20 protein-coding genes and 2 riboswitches are annotated in these 18,506 nt (G+C 31.7%); of the genes, 13 read left to right on the forward strand and 7 right to left on the reverse strand.

All coding sequences use genetic code 11. The features are described 5' to 3' along the window. Nucleotides 1–13: 13 nt before the first annotated feature. Complete coding sequence (gene pckA, locus AOB58_RS00965) at nucleotides 14–1,603, reverse strand: phosphoenolpyruvate carboxykinase (ATP) (protein WP_021339026.1); 1,590 nt, start codon at nucleotides 1,601–1,603, stop codon at nucleotides 14–16. Between the two features lie 166 nt (nucleotides 1,604–1,769). Continuing rightward, nucleotides 1,770–1,882, forward strand: a riboswitch (SAM riboswitch). 109 nt (nucleotides 1,883–1,991) lie between these two features. Between pckA and metK the strand changes: the two genes are divergently transcribed. From metK to AOB58_RS00980, 3 genes are all read left to right on the forward strand, one after another. After that, on the forward strand, nucleotides 1,992–3,188 hold the full coding sequence (gene metK, locus AOB58_RS00970) for a methionine adenosyltransferase (protein WP_002507273.1): 1,197 nt from the start codon (nucleotides 1,992–1,994) through the stop codon (nucleotides 3,186–3,188). 95 nt (nucleotides 3,189–3,283) lie between these two features. Beyond that, nucleotides 3,284–4,192: a nuclease-related domain-containing protein gene (locus AOB58_RS00975; RefSeq protein ID WP_002507274.1), complete on the forward strand. Its 909-nt coding sequence runs from the start codon at nucleotides 3,284–3,286 to the stop codon at nucleotides 4,190–4,192. 193 nt (nucleotides 4,193–4,385) lie between these two features. Further along, complete coding sequence (locus AOB58_RS00980) at nucleotides 4,386–5,222, forward strand: aldo/keto reductase (protein WP_002507275.1); 837 nt, start codon at nucleotides 4,386–4,388, stop codon at nucleotides 5,220–5,222. 193 nt (nucleotides 5,223–5,415) lie between these two features. On the opposite strand, the gene AOB58_RS00985 is transcribed toward AOB58_RS00980, so the two are convergent. From AOB58_RS00985 to AOB58_RS00995, 3 genes are all read right to left on the reverse strand, one after another. Further along, nucleotides 5,416–5,772 (reverse strand): fluoride efflux transporter FluC, encoded by a 357-nt coding sequence (locus AOB58_RS00985; RefSeq protein WP_021339027.1) that lies wholly within the window; start codon nucleotides 5,770–5,772, stop codon nucleotides 5,416–5,418. After that, the gene (gene crcB, locus AOB58_RS00990; protein WP_021339028.1) at nucleotides 5,769–6,134 is read right to left on the reverse strand and encodes a fluoride efflux transporter CrcB; all 366 of its coding nucleotides are present in this window, start codon (nucleotides 6,132–6,134) and stop codon (nucleotides 5,769–5,771) included. Before crcB ends, AOB58_RS00985 begins: the two co-directional genes overlap by 4 nt. A 67-nt stretch (nucleotides 6,135–6,201) precedes the next feature. Continuing rightward, the gene (locus AOB58_RS00995; protein WP_064782819.1) at nucleotides 6,202–6,507 is read right to left on the reverse strand and encodes a hypothetical protein; all 306 of its coding nucleotides are present in this window, start codon (nucleotides 6,505–6,507) and stop codon (nucleotides 6,202–6,204) included. A 283-nt stretch (nucleotides 6,508–6,790) separates the two neighbouring features. On the opposite strand from AOB58_RS00995, the gene AOB58_RS01000 reads away from it, so the two are divergent. From AOB58_RS01000 to AOB58_RS01010, 3 genes are all read left to right on the forward strand, one after another. Continuing rightward, nucleotides 6,791–7,504, forward strand: coding sequence for a transaldolase (locus tag AOB58_RS01000; protein WP_002507279.1), 714 nt, complete (start codon nucleotides 6,791–6,793; stop codon nucleotides 7,502–7,504). Between the two features lie 196 nt (nucleotides 7,505–7,700). Beyond that, nucleotides 7,701–8,336, forward strand: a complete 636-nt coding sequence (locus AOB58_RS01005) for a pentapeptide repeat-containing protein (protein ID WP_021339029.1) — start codon at nucleotides 7,701–7,703, stop codon at nucleotides 8,334–8,336. Between the two features lie 126 nt (nucleotides 8,337–8,462). After that, nucleotides 8,463–8,912 (forward strand): hypothetical protein, encoded by a 450-nt coding sequence (locus AOB58_RS01010; RefSeq protein WP_002507281.1) that lies wholly within the window; start codon nucleotides 8,463–8,465, stop codon nucleotides 8,910–8,912. 10 nt (nucleotides 8,913–8,922) lie between these two features. On the opposite strand, the gene AOB58_RS01015 is transcribed toward AOB58_RS01010, so the two are convergent. Further along, the gene (locus tag AOB58_RS01015) at nucleotides 8,923–9,345 is read right to left on the reverse strand and encodes a competence protein ComK (protein ID WP_021339030.1); all 423 of its coding nucleotides are present in this window, start codon (nucleotides 9,343–9,345) and stop codon (nucleotides 8,923–8,925) included. A gap of 12 nt (nucleotides 9,346–9,357) precedes the next feature. Further along, entirely contained in the window at nucleotides 9,358–9,717 is a 360-nt protein-coding gene (locus AOB58_RS01020) for a sigma-70 family RNA polymerase sigma factor (RefSeq protein WP_237283162.1), read from the reverse strand. A 330-nt stretch (nucleotides 9,718–10,047) separates the two neighbouring features. Here AOB58_RS01020 and AOB58_RS01025 point away from each other — a divergent pair, with 330 nt between their 5' ends. Continuing rightward, entirely contained in the window at nucleotides 10,048–10,272 is a 225-nt protein-coding gene (locus tag AOB58_RS01025) for a hypothetical protein (RefSeq protein ID WP_002507285.1), read from the forward strand. 163 nt (nucleotides 10,273–10,435) lie between these two features. Continuing rightward, nucleotides 10,436–11,287: a peptidoglycan release complex glucosaminidase SagB gene (locus AOB58_RS01030; RefSeq protein WP_002507286.1), complete on the forward strand. Its 852-nt coding sequence runs from the start codon at nucleotides 10,436–10,438 to the stop codon at nucleotides 11,285–11,287. A gap of 630 nt (nucleotides 11,288–11,917) precedes the next feature. Here the strand turns inward: AOB58_RS01030 and AOB58_RS01035 are convergent. Then, nucleotides 11,918–12,844 carry an osmoprotectant ABC transporter substrate-binding protein gene (locus tag AOB58_RS01035; protein ID WP_021339033.1) on the reverse strand — a complete coding sequence of 309 codons (927 nt, stop codon included), beginning with the start codon at nucleotides 12,842–12,844 and terminating at the stop codon, nucleotides 11,918–11,920. A gap of 177 nt (nucleotides 12,845–13,021) precedes the next feature. Between AOB58_RS01035 and AOB58_RS01040 the strand changes: the two genes are divergently transcribed. From AOB58_RS01040 to ribH, 5 genes are all read left to right on the forward strand, one after another. Beyond that, nucleotides 13,022–14,491: an FAD/NAD(P)-binding protein gene (locus AOB58_RS01040; protein WP_021339034.1), complete on the forward strand. Its 1,470-nt coding sequence runs from the start codon at nucleotides 13,022–13,024 to the stop codon at nucleotides 14,489–14,491. Nucleotides 14,492–14,772: 281 nt separating this feature from the next. After that, a riboswitch (FMN riboswitch) is annotated at nucleotides 14,773–14,906 on the forward strand. A 161-nt stretch (nucleotides 14,907–15,067) separates the two neighbouring features. Continuing rightward, a complete protein-coding gene (gene ribD, locus AOB58_RS01045) occupies nucleotides 15,068–16,111 on the forward strand; it encodes a bifunctional diaminohydroxyphosphoribosylaminopyrimidine deaminase/5-amino-6-(5-phosphoribosylamino)uracil reductase RibD (RefSeq protein WP_021339035.1) in 1,044 nt (347 codons plus the stop codon). A 6-nt stretch (nucleotides 16,112–16,117) separates the two neighbouring features. Continuing rightward, nucleotides 16,118–16,750, forward strand: a complete 633-nt coding sequence (gene ribE, locus AOB58_RS01050; protein WP_002507290.1) for a riboflavin synthase — start codon at nucleotides 16,118–16,120, stop codon at nucleotides 16,748–16,750. A gap of 10 nt (nucleotides 16,751–16,760) precedes the next feature. Beyond that, nucleotides 16,761–17,942, forward strand: coding sequence for a bifunctional 3,4-dihydroxy-2-butanone-4-phosphate synthase/GTP cyclohydrolase II (locus AOB58_RS01055; protein WP_021339036.1), 1,182 nt, complete (start codon nucleotides 16,761–16,763; stop codon nucleotides 17,940–17,942). A gap of 12 nt (nucleotides 17,943–17,954) precedes the next feature. After that, nucleotides 17,955–18,413: a 6,7-dimethyl-8-ribityllumazine synthase gene (gene ribH, locus AOB58_RS01060; RefSeq protein WP_002507292.1), complete on the forward strand. Its 459-nt coding sequence runs from the start codon at nucleotides 17,955–17,957 to the stop codon at nucleotides 18,411–18,413. Nucleotides 18,414–18,506: the final 93 nt, after the last annotated feature.

Here is an 18,506-nt window from a genome sequence, read left to right on the forward strand (position 1 = left end):
TTATTTATTTAACTTATTTGAAACCGCCATTGTTAGCTAAATCTTCTACTTCTGTACCGAATTTTTCAAAATTATGTTTAAAACGATTAATTAAATCTTGAGCTTGCTCTCTATATGCTTCTGGCTTACTCCAAGCATTAATAGGGTTTAATAATGTCTGAGGTACACCTTCAATTTCTAATGGGATATCTAATCCGAACATATCATCTTTAATATATTCTATTTCACTTAATTGTCCAGTAATAGCTTGGTTTACCATTTGTCTTGTATAGTTAAGGCTGATACGACGTCCGAGCCCATATTGGCCACCAGTCCAACCCGTGTTAACTAGATAAACGTCTACGTCATGTTCATCAATTAAATCTCCTAATAGGTCTGCATATACTTTTGCGTTGAGAGGTAAGAATGGTGAACCGAAACAAGTTGAGAATGATGGTTCTGGCTCTGTAACACCACGTTCTGTACCAGCTAATTTAGCTGTGAAGCCGCTTAGGAAATGGTACATTGCTTGATCTTTAGATAATTTAGAAATAGGTGGTAATACACCAAAAGCATCAGCAGTTAAGAAAATAATTGTATTCGGATGTGCTGCTTTAGAGGGTGTCACGATATTATCGATATGATCAATTGGATAAGCGGCTCTTGTATTTTCAGTGTAATAGTTATCATCGAAGTCTACATCACCATCTTCATCGACAACTACGTTTTCTAAAATAGTACCATATTTAATTGCGTCGTAAATTTGTGGTTCCTTTTTATATGAAAGGTTAATTGCTTTAGCATAACAGCCGCCTTCAATATTGAAAATGCCGTTTTCATTCCAACCATGCTCATCATCACCAATCAGTTTACGTGTTGGGTCAGCAGAAAGTGTTGTTTTACCTGTACCGGATAATCCGAAGAACAAAGCAACATCACCTTTATCGCCAACATTAGCTGAACAGTGCATGCTCATGATTTTATCTTTAGGGAGTAAGTAGTTCATTACTGAGAATATGCCTTTTTTCATTTCTCCAGCATATTCAGTGCCACCAATCAATATTACTTTATGTTTGAAAGAGGTAATTATAAATGTTTCGGAGTTTGTGCCGTCAACTTCAGGAACTGCTTTAAAAGAAGGTGCTGAAACAATAGTGAAATCAGATTTGATTTCGCTAGCTTCTTCTCTAGTACTTGGGCGAATGAACATATTTTGTGCGAATAAATTATGCCAAGCTAATTCATTAATCACTGTGAGTTTTAATTGTGAATCTTCATCACTACCTGCATAACCCTTAAATACATAAAGTTCATCTTTTTTGTTTAAATGGGCTAAAACTTTATCATACAAATTTAAGAAAGTTTCTTCTTCGATAGGTTGATTTATGTTACCCCAATCGATGTCATCTCTATAAGATGGTTCATTTACAATAAACTTATCTTTTGGAGAACGACCTGTGTATTTACCTGTTTTAGCGTTAATTGCTCCAAGTTCAGTCAATGCGCCTTCATCATTATTTAAAATTTTGTTATACAACTGTGTTGTAGATAATTGAAATAATGATGATGGTTTGTCCAATATACTTTCAATCTTGCTTGTGTATGTGTATGTATCTACCGCCATACTAATCCCTCCAACGCTATTTAGTTAATGTAAGCCTTTACAATTAAAGAGTATAACACATATGTATTATTAGTCCACATCATATTAAAAGGAAATTTAAATAAATAATAATAATTGTTAAATTGACAATATATCATAGATTAGGTACTATAGGACTTAACGGATTCTCTTATCCTGAGTGGCGGAGGGACATGGACCCAATGAAGCCCAGCAACCTCTTCTTAATACGAAGAAAGGTGCCAAACCGTTTGCAGACATATATCGTCTGAACGATAAGAGCGAATGGACGTATAAGGGCCTTCTCTCTATTTAATATAGTGATGAAGGCCCTTTTTAATGAGCTCAACAGAGAGAGAATTTTCGTAATTTAAAACTAAAGGAGCAAATTATGACATACAATAGAAGATTATTTACTTCAGAATCTGTAACAGAAGGGCACCCAGATAAAATAGCGGATCAAGTATCTGATGCAATATTAGATGAGATATTAAAAGACGATCCTAATGCAAGGGTAGCTTGTGAAACTACGGTAACTACTGGTATGGCGTTAATTTCAGGTGAAATATCTACAACAACTTATGTTGATATTCCAAAAGTAGTAAGGGAAACAATTAAAGAGATTGGTTACACACGTGCAAAATATGGGTATGACAGTCAAACTATGGCCGTATTAACAGCAATTGATGAGCAATCTCCTGACATCGCGCAAGGTGTTGACACAGCATTAGAGTATCGTAATGATGTTTCTGAAGAAGAAATTGAAGCAACTGGTGCTGGCGACCAAGGCTTAATGTTTGGTTATGCTACGAATGAAACGGATACGTATATGCCTTTACCAATCTTCTTATCACATCAACTCGCTAAGAAATTATCTGATGTGCGTAAAGATGAAATATTAAAATATTTACGCCCAGATGGGAAAGTACAAGTAACAGTTGAATATGATGAACAGGATAAACCACAACGTATAGACACTATCGTTGTTTCTACGCAACATGCAGAAGATACTGAATTGCAACAAATACAAGATGACATTAAAGCGCACGTCATTTATCCAACAGTGCCTGAAAATCTATTAGATGAAGACACTAAATTTTATATTAATCCTACTGGTCGTTTTGTGATTGGTGGTCCTCAAGGAGATGCTGGACTTACTGGTCGTAAAATTATTGTAGACACATATGGTGGTTATGCACGTCATGGCGGCGGTTGTTTCAGTGGTAAGGACCCAACAAAAGTTGACCGTTCTGCTGCCTATGCTGCACGTTATGTAGCTAAAAATATTGTAGCGGCTAAATTAGCAGACAAATGTGAAGTACAATTAGCATACGCAATTGGGGTTGCTGAACCAGTTTCAATTTCTATTGATACATTTGGAACAAGTAGTGTCAGTGAAAATGAATTAGTGGAAGCGGTACGTAAGCATTTTGACTTAAGACCTGCTGGCATTATTAAAATGTTAGATTTAAAACACCCAATCTATAAACAAACAGCTGCCTATGGTCACTTTGGCCGTACAGATATCTTATTGCCATGGGAAAAATTAGATAAAGTAAACTTATTAAAAGATTCTGTAGAAGTATAATAAACTAAAATTTAATTTTATGGACTTTTCTATCGAATGATGAGCTATTATCTATTATAATTAAGTTACTGAACACATAAAGGAGCGTTTTTGTTATGAATTCATTAGGGCCAATAGAAATTGGTTTAATCGTGGCAATCATCGTAGCAGTCATTTGTTTGATATTATTTATGCTTGCTTTAAAAAGTAAAAAGAAAGCGCAAAAAAAGGCTGAAGAGCAATATAAATCTAGAGAACAAAAATTAAGCGATGAACATGAGGAAGAGTTGGAAAAAGAAAGAATAGAAAATAAAAAAACTGTAACAAAACAAAAGGAAGAATATGCAGCTACAGTTAGTTCTAAAGACAGAGAAATTGATGCCTTGAAATTATTTTCTAAGAACCATAGTGAATATGTAACTGACATGAGATTGATTGGTATCCGTGAACGTCTTGTAAATGAGAAAAGAATTCGTCCTGAAGATATGCATATTATGGCTAATATATTTTTACCTAGAAATGAATTTAGCGACGTTCAACGTATTAGCCACTTAGTACTGACACGTACTGGTCTATACATCATAGATTCACAGTTATTGAAAGGGCATGTATATAATGGCGTTAGCGCAGCCCAATTCAAAGAACAACCAATGATGGAGCAGGTATTTAATACTTTAGATCTTGATAAGCACACGCCACAAACGCTTGTATTAGATAAGAATGAAGATGCGGAATCATTATCGTTTGTAAATTATACATCGCATTTAAATGAAATAGAAAAACTTGCCGGTGATATTCAAACAGAACTTAATTTAAAATTCACACCAACTACTATTTTATACTTCAATCCTAAAAATGAAGGTGCTGTAACGATTTCAAATTATGCACAAAGTTCAAATACTAAGGTACTAGTGGGTGCAGAGCAACTTGATGAGTTCTTTAATAAATTTGTATTCCACGGTCGAATTCAATACAATGTTGAAGATTTGCAACGTGTTATGGATGAAATAGAAACATTTAATTAATGTGAAATACTTAATTTTAAAAAGATAGGTAACCATACAGGTTATCTATCTTTTTGTTGGAGTTTTAAATGCACAAACAATGTGTTTTATGGATTAATACAATATAATTTGGTTATTTAAAGTCCTTTTAATTTATAATTTAAAGAAAATTGATTAATATAATAGTTATCTAAATAGAAAAGGGGATTTTAATTTGGAAAATGTAACTTTTTATAATGGCAATGAAATGCCAATTGTTGGTTTAGGTACTTTTCGTGTCGAAAACAGTGACGAATGTAAAATGTCAGTAAAACATGCGATAGAAAATGGTTACACACATATAGATACTGCAATGGTGTATGAAAATGAAGAAAAAGTAGGGGAAGGTATTGCAGAAGGTTTAGCAGCTACAGGTAAAAATAGAAGTGATTTGTTTATCACATCTAAATTATGGTTAGCAGATTATGGCCGTGAAAATGTTACAGATGCTTATGAAACGAGTTTAAATAAACTTGGATTAGATTACCTAGACTTGTATCTCATGCATTGGCCGGGTACAGATGAAGCTTTAATGATAGACACTTGGCAAGGTATGGAAGACTTATATAAAAATGACAGAGTAAAAAATATTGGAGTAAGTAATTTTGAAACGGCGCATTTTGAAGCCTTGTTAGCCCAAGTTTCTATTAAACCTGTGATAAACCAAGTTGAATTCCATCCATATTTATTGCAAGAATCATTAAGAAGATATTTAGAAGTACAGAATATTCATATGGAATCATGGTCACCACTTATGAATGCGCAAATTTTAGAAGATGATACTGTAAGAAATGTTGCAACTGAAGTAGGAAAATCACCAGCACAAGTGATTATTCGTTGGAACATAGAACATGGTGTTGTAGTAATACCTAAATCAGTGACACCTTCTAGAATAGAAGAAAATTTAAATGTATTTGATTTCCAATTAACATCAGCACAAATTGAAAAATTAGATAAACTCAATGAGGATAGAAGAATCGGTCCAGATCCATCTGAATATAGTGGACACTAGTATTAAAAGAAGTGACCGTTACAAATTCGCAATTCCTAAATAAAAAAGCCCAATCTATTAGTTTTTTTAATAGATTGGGCTTTTTAACTATTTTTCTTTTGAAGGTGTGTGCTTAACTATTTTATAAAAGAGATGGTGATTGAAGTTATTAATAATTATTGTATTTATATGCATCTGAATTTCAATTAATCGGCTAAATCATGATGTATCCTAATAAACAGGCTGAAAATGACACGGCATATTGTAGTAAAGAATAAATTAAAAAAATAAATATGTTCTTTTCAGTTATTAATAATTTGACTAACTCTGAAGATAAAGTAGAAAATGTCGTTAATCCGCCGAGAACGCCGACAATTGCAAAGGGATGGACCCAATCTATATTTAATGTCATACCCATCAATAAACCGATTATTAAACTGCCTAATATATTAACGATTGGCGTTGCAATAGGTAACTTACTACTAAATCTACTTGTACAAACGTTAGTAATCACTCCTCTGATTACAGCTCCGAGACCGCCACCTAACATAACTAACAGTAATTGTGTCATGATAAACGAGCCCCCAATTTTACCCCGAAATAACAGACGAGTATACCTATAATATAACTACTTAAAGCGTATAAAATCATTAATAAATATGCCTGTTGTTCTAAAAATGAAACGAGCTCAAATTGAAAAGTAGAAAAAGTAGTGAGTGCGCCTAAAAATCCAGTAGTTATACCTTTTTTAAGTAATGGATTATTTCTAAAATACTTTATTGTCAAAGTTCCAATAAGGCCCATTAAGAAAGCACCAACAATATTAGCAATAAATGTGCCTGTTGGAAATTCAGCAGTTTGATTGATGAATGTTAATAGATATCTTAGTAGAGCACCAATCGCACCACCTATAAAAATATATAAGTATTGCATTGTTTTTATTCTTCCTCTCGACAAAAAATAAAAAACTACAAAAGTATTATAACTTTTGTAGCATTAATTAGAAAATAATACCAAATGTTGAAAGTGAAGCAACGATATGGATGATAAGCACTACTAATATTACGTAAGGTAATATCTTACTAGCTTTTCTAACCCACCCAGAATTTTCATGTAAGTGTTTAATTGATTTATCTGCTAAAATAATTGAAATTATTAAAATAATAGCGTTAATAATACTACAAACAAAAATTAATTTGATCATTGAACTAAAATGCATAGTAATTAGAGGATTTCTAGTATTAAAATACAAGCTAATAATAACCAATAAACTAGATAAATAAAAATAAAGTTTTGAACATGCCATAGTTACCTCCTAGTACAATTCATTAAATAATAATACCATAGATTTACAAAAAATTAACTAATTTGTAAATTTAGAATATATATAAATTTAGATTTACTGTAAATCATAACTGAATAGAGCTTCAAGTACGCGTAATGCTTCTTTTTACTCTAAAGATTTTGACAATTCAAGCAAAAAATTAGAATTTATTGATTAATGGTGGTATAAATGAGTTGTATGGTTAATAACCGTTATAAAAATAATTCTTTATTGAATTATTTATTTAAGTCAGGAGGAATTAGTAATGGCAAAATTAAATGTTGAAGTGTTTGCAGATGGTGCAGATATTGAAGAAATGAAAACAGCTTATAAAAATAAACAAGTAGATGGTTTTACTACTAACCCTAGTTTAATGGCAAAAGCAGGTGTAACAGACTATAAAGCTTTCGCAGAAGAAGCTGTTCGTGAAATTCCTGATGCTTCTATTTCATTCGAAGTATTCGCAGATGATTTAGAAACAATGGAAAAAGAAGCTGAGATTTTGAAACAATATGGTAAAAACGTATTTGTTAAAATTCCAGTTGTAAACACAAAAGGTGAATCAACTATTTCTCTAATTAAAAAATTATCAGCAGACAATGTGCGTTTAAATGTAACTGCTGTTTATACTTTAGATCAAGTTAAAGAAATTACAGAAGCTGTAACAGAAGGTGTTCCAACTTATGTATCAGTATTTGCTGGTCGTATTGCTGATACTGGGGTAGATCCAGTTCCATTGATGAAAGATGCAGCAGAAGTTACACATAGTAAAAAAGGCGTTAAATTACTTTGGGCAAGCTGTCGTGAAGTAATCAATGTAATCCAAGCGGATGAAGTGGGCGCAGATATCATTACATGTCCTGCAGACGTTGTGAAAAAAGTAAATAACAACCTTGGCCGTGATGTTAACGAATTATCAGTTGATACAGTACAAGGATTTGCTAAAGATATTCAAAGTTCAGGATTATCTATTCTTTAATAGAAGATTAAGAAATTTAAATTTCAGATAATAATAGGCTGAGGCAATTCATTCTAAATGAGTTGCCTCAGCTTTTTTATTGAGCATAAGTATAGGATGCTAAGATATCTGTTATACTGTTGAATGTCTTGAATTTCAAATACATATAACTACTTGTTCAATTAAACTATGAATAATAAAGAGGGGAAGATTATTTATGAAAATACAACAACCCAAAATTAGTGCAAATTTAGAACTTAAAGAATTAGAAGAAATTTTTCAAGATGAAGATGATATAGTTGAAGTCGCGAAAATAGAAAATGCTAATTTAAGTAATAAAGTTTTACAAAGATTTGTAGTTTATGGTTCTTATATCAAGGATTGTGATTTTTCTAACTCTGATTTAGGTCGCGCTGATTTTACAGATGTTATTTTTGAAAATTGTGATTTTTCGAATACGAAAATGGATCATGGCTCCATACATAGAGTGACATTTAAAAACTGCCGTATGACAGGAACTTTATTTAATTATATGAGATTTGGCAATATAGTATTTGATGAAGTGAAAGCTGATTTTATAAGTGTTGTGGATTCTAAAATAGAAGCACTAGTGACCCAAAAAAGTAACTTTGAAAATGCAGAATTTCATAATTCAACTTTGAAAAAGGTAGTTTTTGATGATAGTAACTTAGAGCATTTATCAATTTATCAAACCCCATTAAAAGGTTGTGATTTAAGCCAATCTTATTTTGAGTCATTTGTGGTTAACAAAGAAGACTTATTAGGTTGTAAAGTTTCTAGAAATCAAGCTGTACAATTTGCTGCATTAATGGGCTTAGTTATCGTAGAGTAGATAATATAACAATCAATAAAATTAAAGATAATAAAAATATTTTAAAATTTAATTGAATAACCTAGATAATTGATTTATTATTTAATGAGTATAAAGTTCTGCGTAAGTTCTAAAGGAGAAACATTTATGAAACTAGATATCTTTAAACAAAAAGTTAAAAAGCAATTATGGTTTTTAAATAAAAAAGAAAAAAATCAATTGAATGAAGTGTTAGAAGAAGTTACTAAGTCTAGTGATGGACAAAGTTTAAATCGTCCTATTGCATTTTCAAACCAATTTTTAAAGGAATATGTCTTTAAAGAGAAAGTTGTATCATCAACACAATTATTTGCATTGCTTATAGGTATTTTAATCACTTATATCGTGCTATTAGGTTTGTTTTTATTTGGGTTTTTGACAAGTCTATCATCTGTACAGTACTTTATTAAACCTGAAGTGCAATTATCTACTACAACTGTTATTTTGACCTTGATTGGCTCAATATTACTATTAATCGTCAGTTTATATTTGATTAAAATGGTAACAGCTTATTTTACGAAAAAATTATTAGAATATAAACATAATAAGGCGTTATAGTTGGATAGCGCTATGTTGAATGGTGAGAAAGCGTTAAACTTTCTTGCCATTTTTTATGAATAAATAGATAGGGAGCATTGACTGTAATATAGGTAGCGTTCTCAAAATATATAATTGTTTGTGTCCCCTTTGACTTTAGTCCCGTGATTGGAATTGCATTAATATAATATTGAATTGGTGAGCGCTGTGGCTTTATTGGGAATAATGTTATATCGCTATTAATAAATATTGGAACGAGTTTACGTATTTTTAGTAAATGTTTGGCTTGTTTTGTCTGAAGAGTTAAAGATAAATGTCTTGATTCTAAAAAATACTGTAATGTGAGATTAATTGTAGTAGGGTAAGTGAATTGGTGTGTCGTATATTGGCTTATTGTTAATATTTCTGGCCCAACAACTGTTTTGAAATAGAGTAGTTTAGTAAGTGGAGTCATATCATATTCACCTCAATCATGGGTATAAAATTTTAAATGTTTTTGTCGAATTCGTTTTTGATAGTTTTTTAAAGTTGAGACAGAACAATTAAGAAGTTTTGCAATTTCATATTGTTTAAGTCCTGCAAATTTTAATAGTAGCCATTGCTGTTCTTTATCAGTCAATAACGATAAAAATTGTTGAAATACTAGCATGTTGTCATAATCATCATTAATTAAAGAAGATTTAACTTCTTGTTCTGAAATATCAACTAGAGTTAGAGCTTGGTGTTTGCGGAAAAGGTCTATCAAATAGAAATTTAATCGTGAATATAAGAAAGTGTTTAATGAGCTGCGTTTTTGTGAATTGTAGATTTTACTTAGCTCCCACATTTTAATTAAGAGGAGTTGAGCATATTCATCATAATTGTACTGAATATTGTATTTTTTAATAGATAATGAATAATATATTTGTATTTTTTATAAACTTCTTCGAAGGTCATTCATTCTCTCCATTGTCGTATATACAACATGTATTTCCGGATGTTATTATTTTATTATAAGAAATAGTAATTTTCATTTGCCAAATAGGGATAATAGGTGTTAAATAGTAGTCATAAGATAGATAAATTTTAAGTTTTATAACATTAGCGCGTATTCAACTTAAAGATATAACACTTTAGAGGTATATTATTATCTTCGGACAATTATCAGGAGGTTTATATGGATTACGCATATTTAAATTTAGAACATTTTTTTGCAAGGCATGATGATTTGGATCTGATTAAAGATAAATCAGATTTTGTTATGATAAACAACATGGCAAAAGAAATGATGTATCGGGACGGGGAAATAGAAGGTACGATTGATTTAAATCGTTATTTTTATAAAAATAGATCACAAGCTGCAAGCTTTATTATAATGGATTATTATAAAAGTCAAGAGTAATGAAATTAAAATTTCATTACTTTTTTTATGAATATGTAACAACGTTCATATTAAATTGTCTGTTCAAGTAATTAGTGTTATACTTTATTATCGGATAGCTTTAAAGCTATGATACATATGACGAAGGCGTGTCCTTCCTAATTATTACCTAAGAGGTGTAAACATGACGAAGCATAAAAAAGGCTCAATTCTATCAATCATTGGTTTATTGATAGTCTTAGGTGTAGCTGCGGTTGTTGTTTTTTCAATGATCTCAGATCAAATCTTTTTTAAAGAAGTTGACGAACAAGAAAAAGTGGAAAATCTTAAAGTAACTTTGGATAAAGCATCTAAAAAACAAATCGATAATTATACTAGCCAACAAATTTCAAGTAAAGATAATAAAACATGGAGAGATGCGTCATCTACTGAGATAAAATCTGCGATGAATAGTAGTGAATTTATTGAAAGTGATACGCAAAAATACCAATTTTTAGAATTAGATAAGTATCAAGGTATTGATGAAAATAGAATAAAACGTATGCTCATAGATAACCCTACACTGTTAGAGCATTCAGATGATTTTATAAAAGCCGCACAAGACAAGCACGTTAATGAAGTTTATTTAATTTCACATGCGCTACTTGAAACAGGCTCTGCTAAAAGTGAACTTGCAAGTGGTGTAGAAATTGATGGTAAAAAATATTATAACTTCTTTGGTGTAGGTGCACTTGATGAAGATCCAATTAAAACAGGTTCAGAATATGCTAAAAAACATGGCTGGGACACACCACAAAAAGCAATTAGTGGTGGGGCTAACTTTATTCATGATCACTTTTTATCTAATGAAGATCAAAACACGCTTTATAGTATGAGATGGAACCCTAAAAATCCAGGAGAACATCAATATGCTACAGACATTAAGTGGGCTGAAAGTAATGCGACTTTAATGGCTCATTTCTATGAAGATATGAAAACAGAAGGCAAATATTATAAATATTTTGTTTATAAAGATGATGAAAAACACAAAAAATAGATAAGCGTTTGAAATAATAATTTCTACTACAATAGAAAATTAAGAGAACGTAGATAAGAGGCTGATACAAAATACATGTATCAGCCTCAATTATTATATTGGCAGTGGCTGACTGATTTGAAAATGCGCTTTTATCAAGCTTTTAAAGAACTACTACTTCATTTATGAAGAAAAGTAGTGCTTATGCAAGAGCTTCAACTCTTGTATTCCATTTTCTAGTCAGCTTTGCCGAACTGTCTCATACGACGAAATCTTGTTGAAAAATAGATTTCTGTCCCACTCCCATCAGGTTGTCGACAAAGCCCCTGACTTTGTCGACAGTCTTTTGTGCAGGCTTTCTGCGGCACTACCTTAGACTGTGATCTTCGGCTAGTACTTTATAAACGAGTCAAAAGTCAGCCCAAATTACTGCCAATATTATAATATATACAAAAGAGTCTCCAATTTTGGAAACTCTTTATTGTTATTCTATTTTATTTTTTTGGCTTATAAGAATGAAGAACATGAGTGCTGATATAAACACTTTTATAGTAAATTTCATATTATCACTTCCTAGTCTATGCCAACATATTAACATTAATTGGGTTTGAAGATACATCGATAACTACTCACAAGTGCATATACTGTGCATTATTCTTTTTCAAAGTAATTGTGCTCTTTTAAAAATTCTTCTGCAACAACTGCTGGTTCTTTGCCTTCTCCATCTGCTTCATAATTTAATTTTTGCATTTGCTCCGTACTTATTTTATCGTTTAATTTATTAAGTGCTTTCCTAACTTCTGGTTGCTCTTTTAAAAGTTTGTTTGGTGCTACAGCACTTGCATCATATGTTGGGAAGAACTTTTTATCGTCTTCAAGTACTACTAAATCATAAGCTGCAATTCTACCATCGGTCGTATAGCCTAGTGCAACATCTAATTTTTTGCTTTTCAAAGCATCGTAAACGAGTCCAATTTGCATCGGTTTAATTGAATTAAAAGCAAAACCATAATGCTCTTGGAAAGGTGCGTATCCATCACCACCACGTTTAATCCAAGTTGTATCTGTTCCTACGTCTACTTCATCTTTTACTTTTTCTAAATCTGAAACAGTCTGTAAATCATATTTTTCTGCAGTTTCTTTAGTTACCATAAAGGCAAAGGTATTTTCAAAACCATATGAATCAAAAAAGGTCTGATTAAATTTTTGCTGAAACAACTTTTTAGTTAAATCCATCGCTTTTTTAGGATCAGTAATGGGCTCAGACTCAAGGACACCCACTAAATCTGTTCCAGTATATCGGGTGCTCGAGATATCTGCATCGCCATTCATTAGTGCATTATGCTGGATTGTTGCTGAGCCTAAGTTATTAATGATTGAACCTTTAATTTCACCTTCTGTATCATGTTCGATAAGGTTTATTATCATATATGCCATGATTTGAGATTCACTCGTAGCCAACGCTGAAACTTTAATCTCGTCCTTTGACTGGCTACCACCAAGCCCTGGCAATCCACAACCGGATAATAATATTGTGCTTGCTATAATTAAAAAAAATAAATGTTTTGAAAATTTCATTGTCTAGCTCCTTAAAATAAGTACAGAAATAATATTTTGATGAATATATTAATATTAACATATTCATCAAAATATTATAACAACGCTAAATTGTACGATAGTTGAATAGATTAGCATGTAATATAAGGTTAATCATTGCTATAATGAATATAAATAAATTTAATAAGGATGTGTACAATGCGAATAGCTATCATAGGAATGGGCACAGCAGGTGTAAGCTTGCTGAAAGAATTAGTGAAACATGATAATTTTGCAACGATGAATATAGACATGTACGATAATCCTAAAAATATGGGGCAAGGTGTACCTTTTCAAAATGACAGTGATCAATTATTAATAAATGTACCTGCCAAACAAATGACTTTGAATTTAGAGAATCAAGGCGAGTTTTATGAATGGTACAAATCACAATCGATATTTAAGTTTTCAAACCCGGAGTATTTACCTAGGTTTATATTTGGACATTATATGAAAGATTTTTTAGAAAAATATAATCACCAATTTGAAAATATCCAGATGATTAAAGAAGAAGTGTCAGAAGTTTTCATTGAAGCTGATGTAGGTCAAATAGATGTTAAATATTATGTTTGTACTTCGAAAGACATGTCAAATTGTCAAAAGTATGATGTTGTATTTTTAACAATTGGTACAATGTCATACCATGACCCGTATCATTTGAAAGGGAAAAAAGGATATATTCATACACCTTATCCAACTTATAATACGTTAGATGATGTAAATGAAACTGACAGAATTGCAATCATTGGCACAGGTTTAGCATCTTTAGATGTAATTCGTTATGTTACTGCACATCATCCTAAATTACCAATTACTTTAACTAGTCGCAAAGGTCAATTGCCAAGTGTAAGAGGTGAAATGCCTGACATTGAATTTAAATACTTAACACCTGAAAATTTTAATGCAATAAAGAATGAAAATTTCGGAAACGTACCTTTGGAACAAGCGCTAAGTTTATTTTTGAAAGATTGTGCATATTATAATGTTGCAATTGAAAAATTAGTGCATCGTAGACAAAATGACCCGGTGAAGGATTTAACATATGATTTAGAACACGAAACTGAATTAGGGGCATTCCAAAGTATACTTGAATTAGTAAAAGAAAATTTAAATTGGATATGGAATAGTTTCAGTAGAGAAGATCAAAAACAATTTTTAAAAGATTACCAATCTATATTAAAAGATAATTCTAATCCTATGCCTCCACGTACGGCTAAATTAATAATAGATCATATTAAAAATGGGACTATTGAAATTAAAAGTGGTTTAGAGAATGTTCAGTATGAAGCAAGCCAATTTTATTTCAAATACAAAAATGAAACAGAGGCAGTTCATAAATTCGATGTCGTAATTAATGCTACTGGTTCAAAAACGCAACTTTCAGATCTTGATAGTGATGATCAATTGATTTTAAATCTTGAAAATAGACAGGTTGTACAAGCACATCCGCTTGGTGGTATCCAAATTATTGCTGAAACAAATCAAGTTATAAGTCCACGCTACGGAACTCTTAAACACATGTACGCATTAGGTCAACTAACAAATGGAATCAATCAGTCTCGTAATGGTGTAGCTATGATAGTTAAACAAGCGGTTAGCGTAGTAAATCAGTTGTTAGCAGATAAGTGATTGTAAAATGAATTCTTTAGCAGTATATTTTGTGAGAGTTTAATTTTTTAATAATAACTAAATTATAAAGCGTATAAAAGTCATAATAAAAAATAATTTATTTTTTATTAATTTGAGTAAAAAGCTTTTTTATTAGTATTTAAAGCATTTTAATAATAATAATACGTTGAAAATAAAGCCGACTTAGATAATATGAATTGTCATTCTGCCTAAAATGTAGTACGATATTGATGTAACTTAATAAGAGTTACTTGACTCAATCATTATTTACAATTTCATAGATATTCTTTCGGGGCAGGGTGAAATTCCCAACCGGCAGTAAACAAAGCCTGCGACCTGCATTTGATTATTCAAATGTGGCTGATCTAGTGAGATTCTAGAGCCGACAGTAAAGTCTGGATGGGAGAAAGAATGAAGTATAACAAAAATGACACTTTTTAAGTGTTTATTTGGCATACACTTATATTTGAAAGTGGATAAGTGTATTTAGTTTGAAGCTAATGATGTTATATCAATATATATCCCACACCTGAAATGTTTTATTTCAGGTGTTTTTTATTATTTAGAGGTGATAATGTGAGTCAATATTTAAATTATGCAATCCAATTAGCAAAAATGGTAAGTGGTCAAACGGGTGTAAACCCGCCTGTAGGCGCGGTAGTTGTTAAAGACGGCCGAATCGTAGGTATGGGCGCACACTTGAAAAAAGGCGATAAACATGCTGAAGTACAAGCGTTAGATATGGCACAAGATGAAGCTAAAGATGCTACTATATTTATTTCATTAGAGCCATGTACACATTTTGGTTCAACGCCACCTTGTGTGAATAAAATTATCGATTTTGGCATAAAGAAAGTCATATATGCTGTTAAAGATACGACTTTACCCTCTAACGGTGACGAAATATTACAACACGCAGGAATAAAAGTTGAATTTCGTCATAATACAGAAGCAGAAGACTTGTATAAAGACTTCTTTATAAGCAAAAGTAAAGAGGTACCTGTAGTGTCAGTTAAAGTTGCTTGTAGTTTAGACGGTAAACAGGCTACTGACGAAGGTGAAAGTAAATGGATTACGAATAAAGCCGTCAAAGCTGATGTATTCAACTTACGTCATACGCATGATGCTGTACTTACAGGTAGAGGCACATTAGATGCAGATAACCCTCAATATACAACACGAATTGAGGAAGGTAAGCATCCAACAAAAGTAATTTTATCGCAATCAGGCCAAATTGATTTTGAATTAGACATGTTCAAAAATACTCATACACCTATTTGGATTTATACACAAAATGAAAACTTAAAAACAGATATTGAACAGGTGGAAATTATTATTTTAACTGATTGTTCAATTGAAAATATTTTAATAGATTTATATCAAAAGGGAATTGGAAAATTATTGGTAGAAGCAGGTCCAACCGTAACTTCAGCATTTCTTCAATCTCAATATACGAATGAACTTATCTTATATTATGCCCCGAAAATTATAGGTGGTTCTGGTAATTATCAATTTTATCAAACTAAAAATATTTTTGGATTATCAGAAGTACCACAATTCGAAATTGTTAATACCCAAATGCTTGAGCAAAACATTAAATTAGAGTTGCGAAAGAAGTGAATAACCATGTTTACCGGTATTGTTGAAGAAATAGGCACGATTAAAAAAATAACGACACAACAATCTGTAGTTAACTTAACAATTGATTGCGAGACCATCTTATCAGACATGCATATAGGAGATTCTATAAGTGTGAATGGCGCATGTTTAACTGTTGTTGATTTTAATAAGCATTCGTTCTCTGTACAAGTAATTAAAGGTACAGAAAATAAAACTTATCTAAATCATTTAAACCAATCTACAGAAGTGAATTTAGAAAGAGCGATGAGTGGTCAAGGTCGTTTTGGAGGTCACTTTGTGCTAGGACATGTAGATGAAGTAGCTAAGATTACACGTATACAAGCATCAGATAATTCTAAAATTGTAACAATTAAGCCTACTACTACGCTTATTAAACAAATGGTGCCACAAGGGTCCATAACTGTAGATGGCGTAAGCTTAACTATTTTTCAATTAAAAGATGCTGAATTCGATATCCATCTCATTCCTGAAACGCGAAGATCCACAATTTTAAATCAAAAACGTGTAGGTGATCCGGTCCATATTGAAACTGATATGTTATTCAAATATGTAGAGAGAATTGTCAGTAATAATGAATCAGGATTAAATACCGAAAAACTTAGAGCATTTGGATTTTAGGAGGGGTAGTATGAAATTAGATAGTATAGAGACAGCACTTATAGAACTGAAAAAAGGTAAAAGTATTGTTGTCGTTGATGATGAAAACAGAGAGAACGAAGGCGATTTAGTAGCTGTGACAGAATGGATGCAAGATAATACCGTTAATTTCATGGCGAAATATGGTAGAGGACTCATTTGTGCGCCAATTAGCAAAGGTATAGCTGGAAAGTTAGAACTCAATCCAATGGTGAATGATAACTCTGATATCTATGGTACGCAATTTACTGTGAGTGTCGATCATATTAATACGACGACAGGTATCAGTACTGGAGAAAGAACAATGACAGCAAAAGCGTTAATAGAGGAAAATGCAACAGCTAGTGATTTTAATAAACCAGGCCACTTATTCCCCTTAATTGCACAAGATGATGGTGTGTTAGAAAGACGTGGCCATACAGAAGCATCTGTAGATTTAGCTAAACTAACTGGCGCAAAACCAGCAGCATTAATTTGTGAAATTATGAATGAAGATGGTTCTATGGCTAAAGGTAAAGAATTAGAAGCCTTTAAGGAGAAGCATGCGCTTGTAATGATTTCTATTGAAGATTTAGAAACATATAGAAAATCATTAACATCTAAGTTAGAAGCAAAAGCAAAAGTGAAGTTGCCTACTAAACATGGTAAGTTTGATATGTATGGTTTTACTTCTCAGACGAATGAAGAAGAACTTGTGGCTATTGTAAGTGGAGACATAAAGAAAACAGAAAATGTACGTATTCATTCTTCTTGTCTGACAGGCGATATTTTTCATAGTCAAAGATGTGATTGTGGTGAACAACTTGAAGCTTCAATGAAATATATAAGTGAGCATGGTGGCATTATTTTATATTTACCTCAAGAAGGTAGAGGTATTGGTTTAATTAATAAGTTAAAAGCATATGAACTTATTGAACAAGGTTATGATACTGTGACAGCTAATATTGCTTTAGGTTTCGACGAAGATTTGAGAGATTATAAAGACGCCGCGAGAATTTTAAAATATTTTGGCATTGAAAGCGTGAATTTGTTAAGTAATAATCCCAAAAAATTTGAAAGTCTAGAAACTTATGGTGTGAATATTAATAAAAGAATTGATCTTGTAGTTCCAACAAATAAATTTAATCAAGATTATATGGATACGAAAAAAGAAAAAATGGGTCATTTAATATAGGAGGTCAATAGGATGAATTTTGAAGGTAAATTAATAGGTTCCGATTTAAAAGTAGCAATTGTTGTAAGTAGGTTTAATGATTTTATTACAAACCGTTTATTAGATGGTGCAAAAGATACTTTAGTACGACACGAAGTACCAAAAGAAAATATTGATGTGGCATATGTACCAGGCGCATTTGAAATTCCATTAGTAGCTAAGAAATTAGCTCAAAAAGGTGAATATGATGCAGTGATTACGTTAGGTTGTGTAATAAGAGGATCTACTTCTCATTATGATTATGTGTGTAATGAAGTGGCGAAAGGTGTTTCTAAGGCAAATGATGTTGCTGATACACCAGTTATCTTCGGTGTTGTAACAACTGAAAATATTGAACAAGCAGTAGAACGTGCAGGCACAAAAGCAGGGAATAAAGGTGCAGACGCAGCAATTAGTGCAATAGAAATGGCTAATTTATTAAAAGAAATATAATAGAATAAGATTGAAACGTCAACATTTATATAACTGGATATAGGCGTTTCTACTAAATAAAAAGAATTGGACAATAACGATTTCGTTAAGTCC

The organism is Staphylococcus sp. AntiMn-1 (assembly GCF_001663395.1).
In the GTDB taxonomy this organism is placed as follows: domain Bacteria; phylum Bacillota; class Bacilli; order Staphylococcales; family Staphylococcaceae; genus Staphylococcus; species Staphylococcus equorum.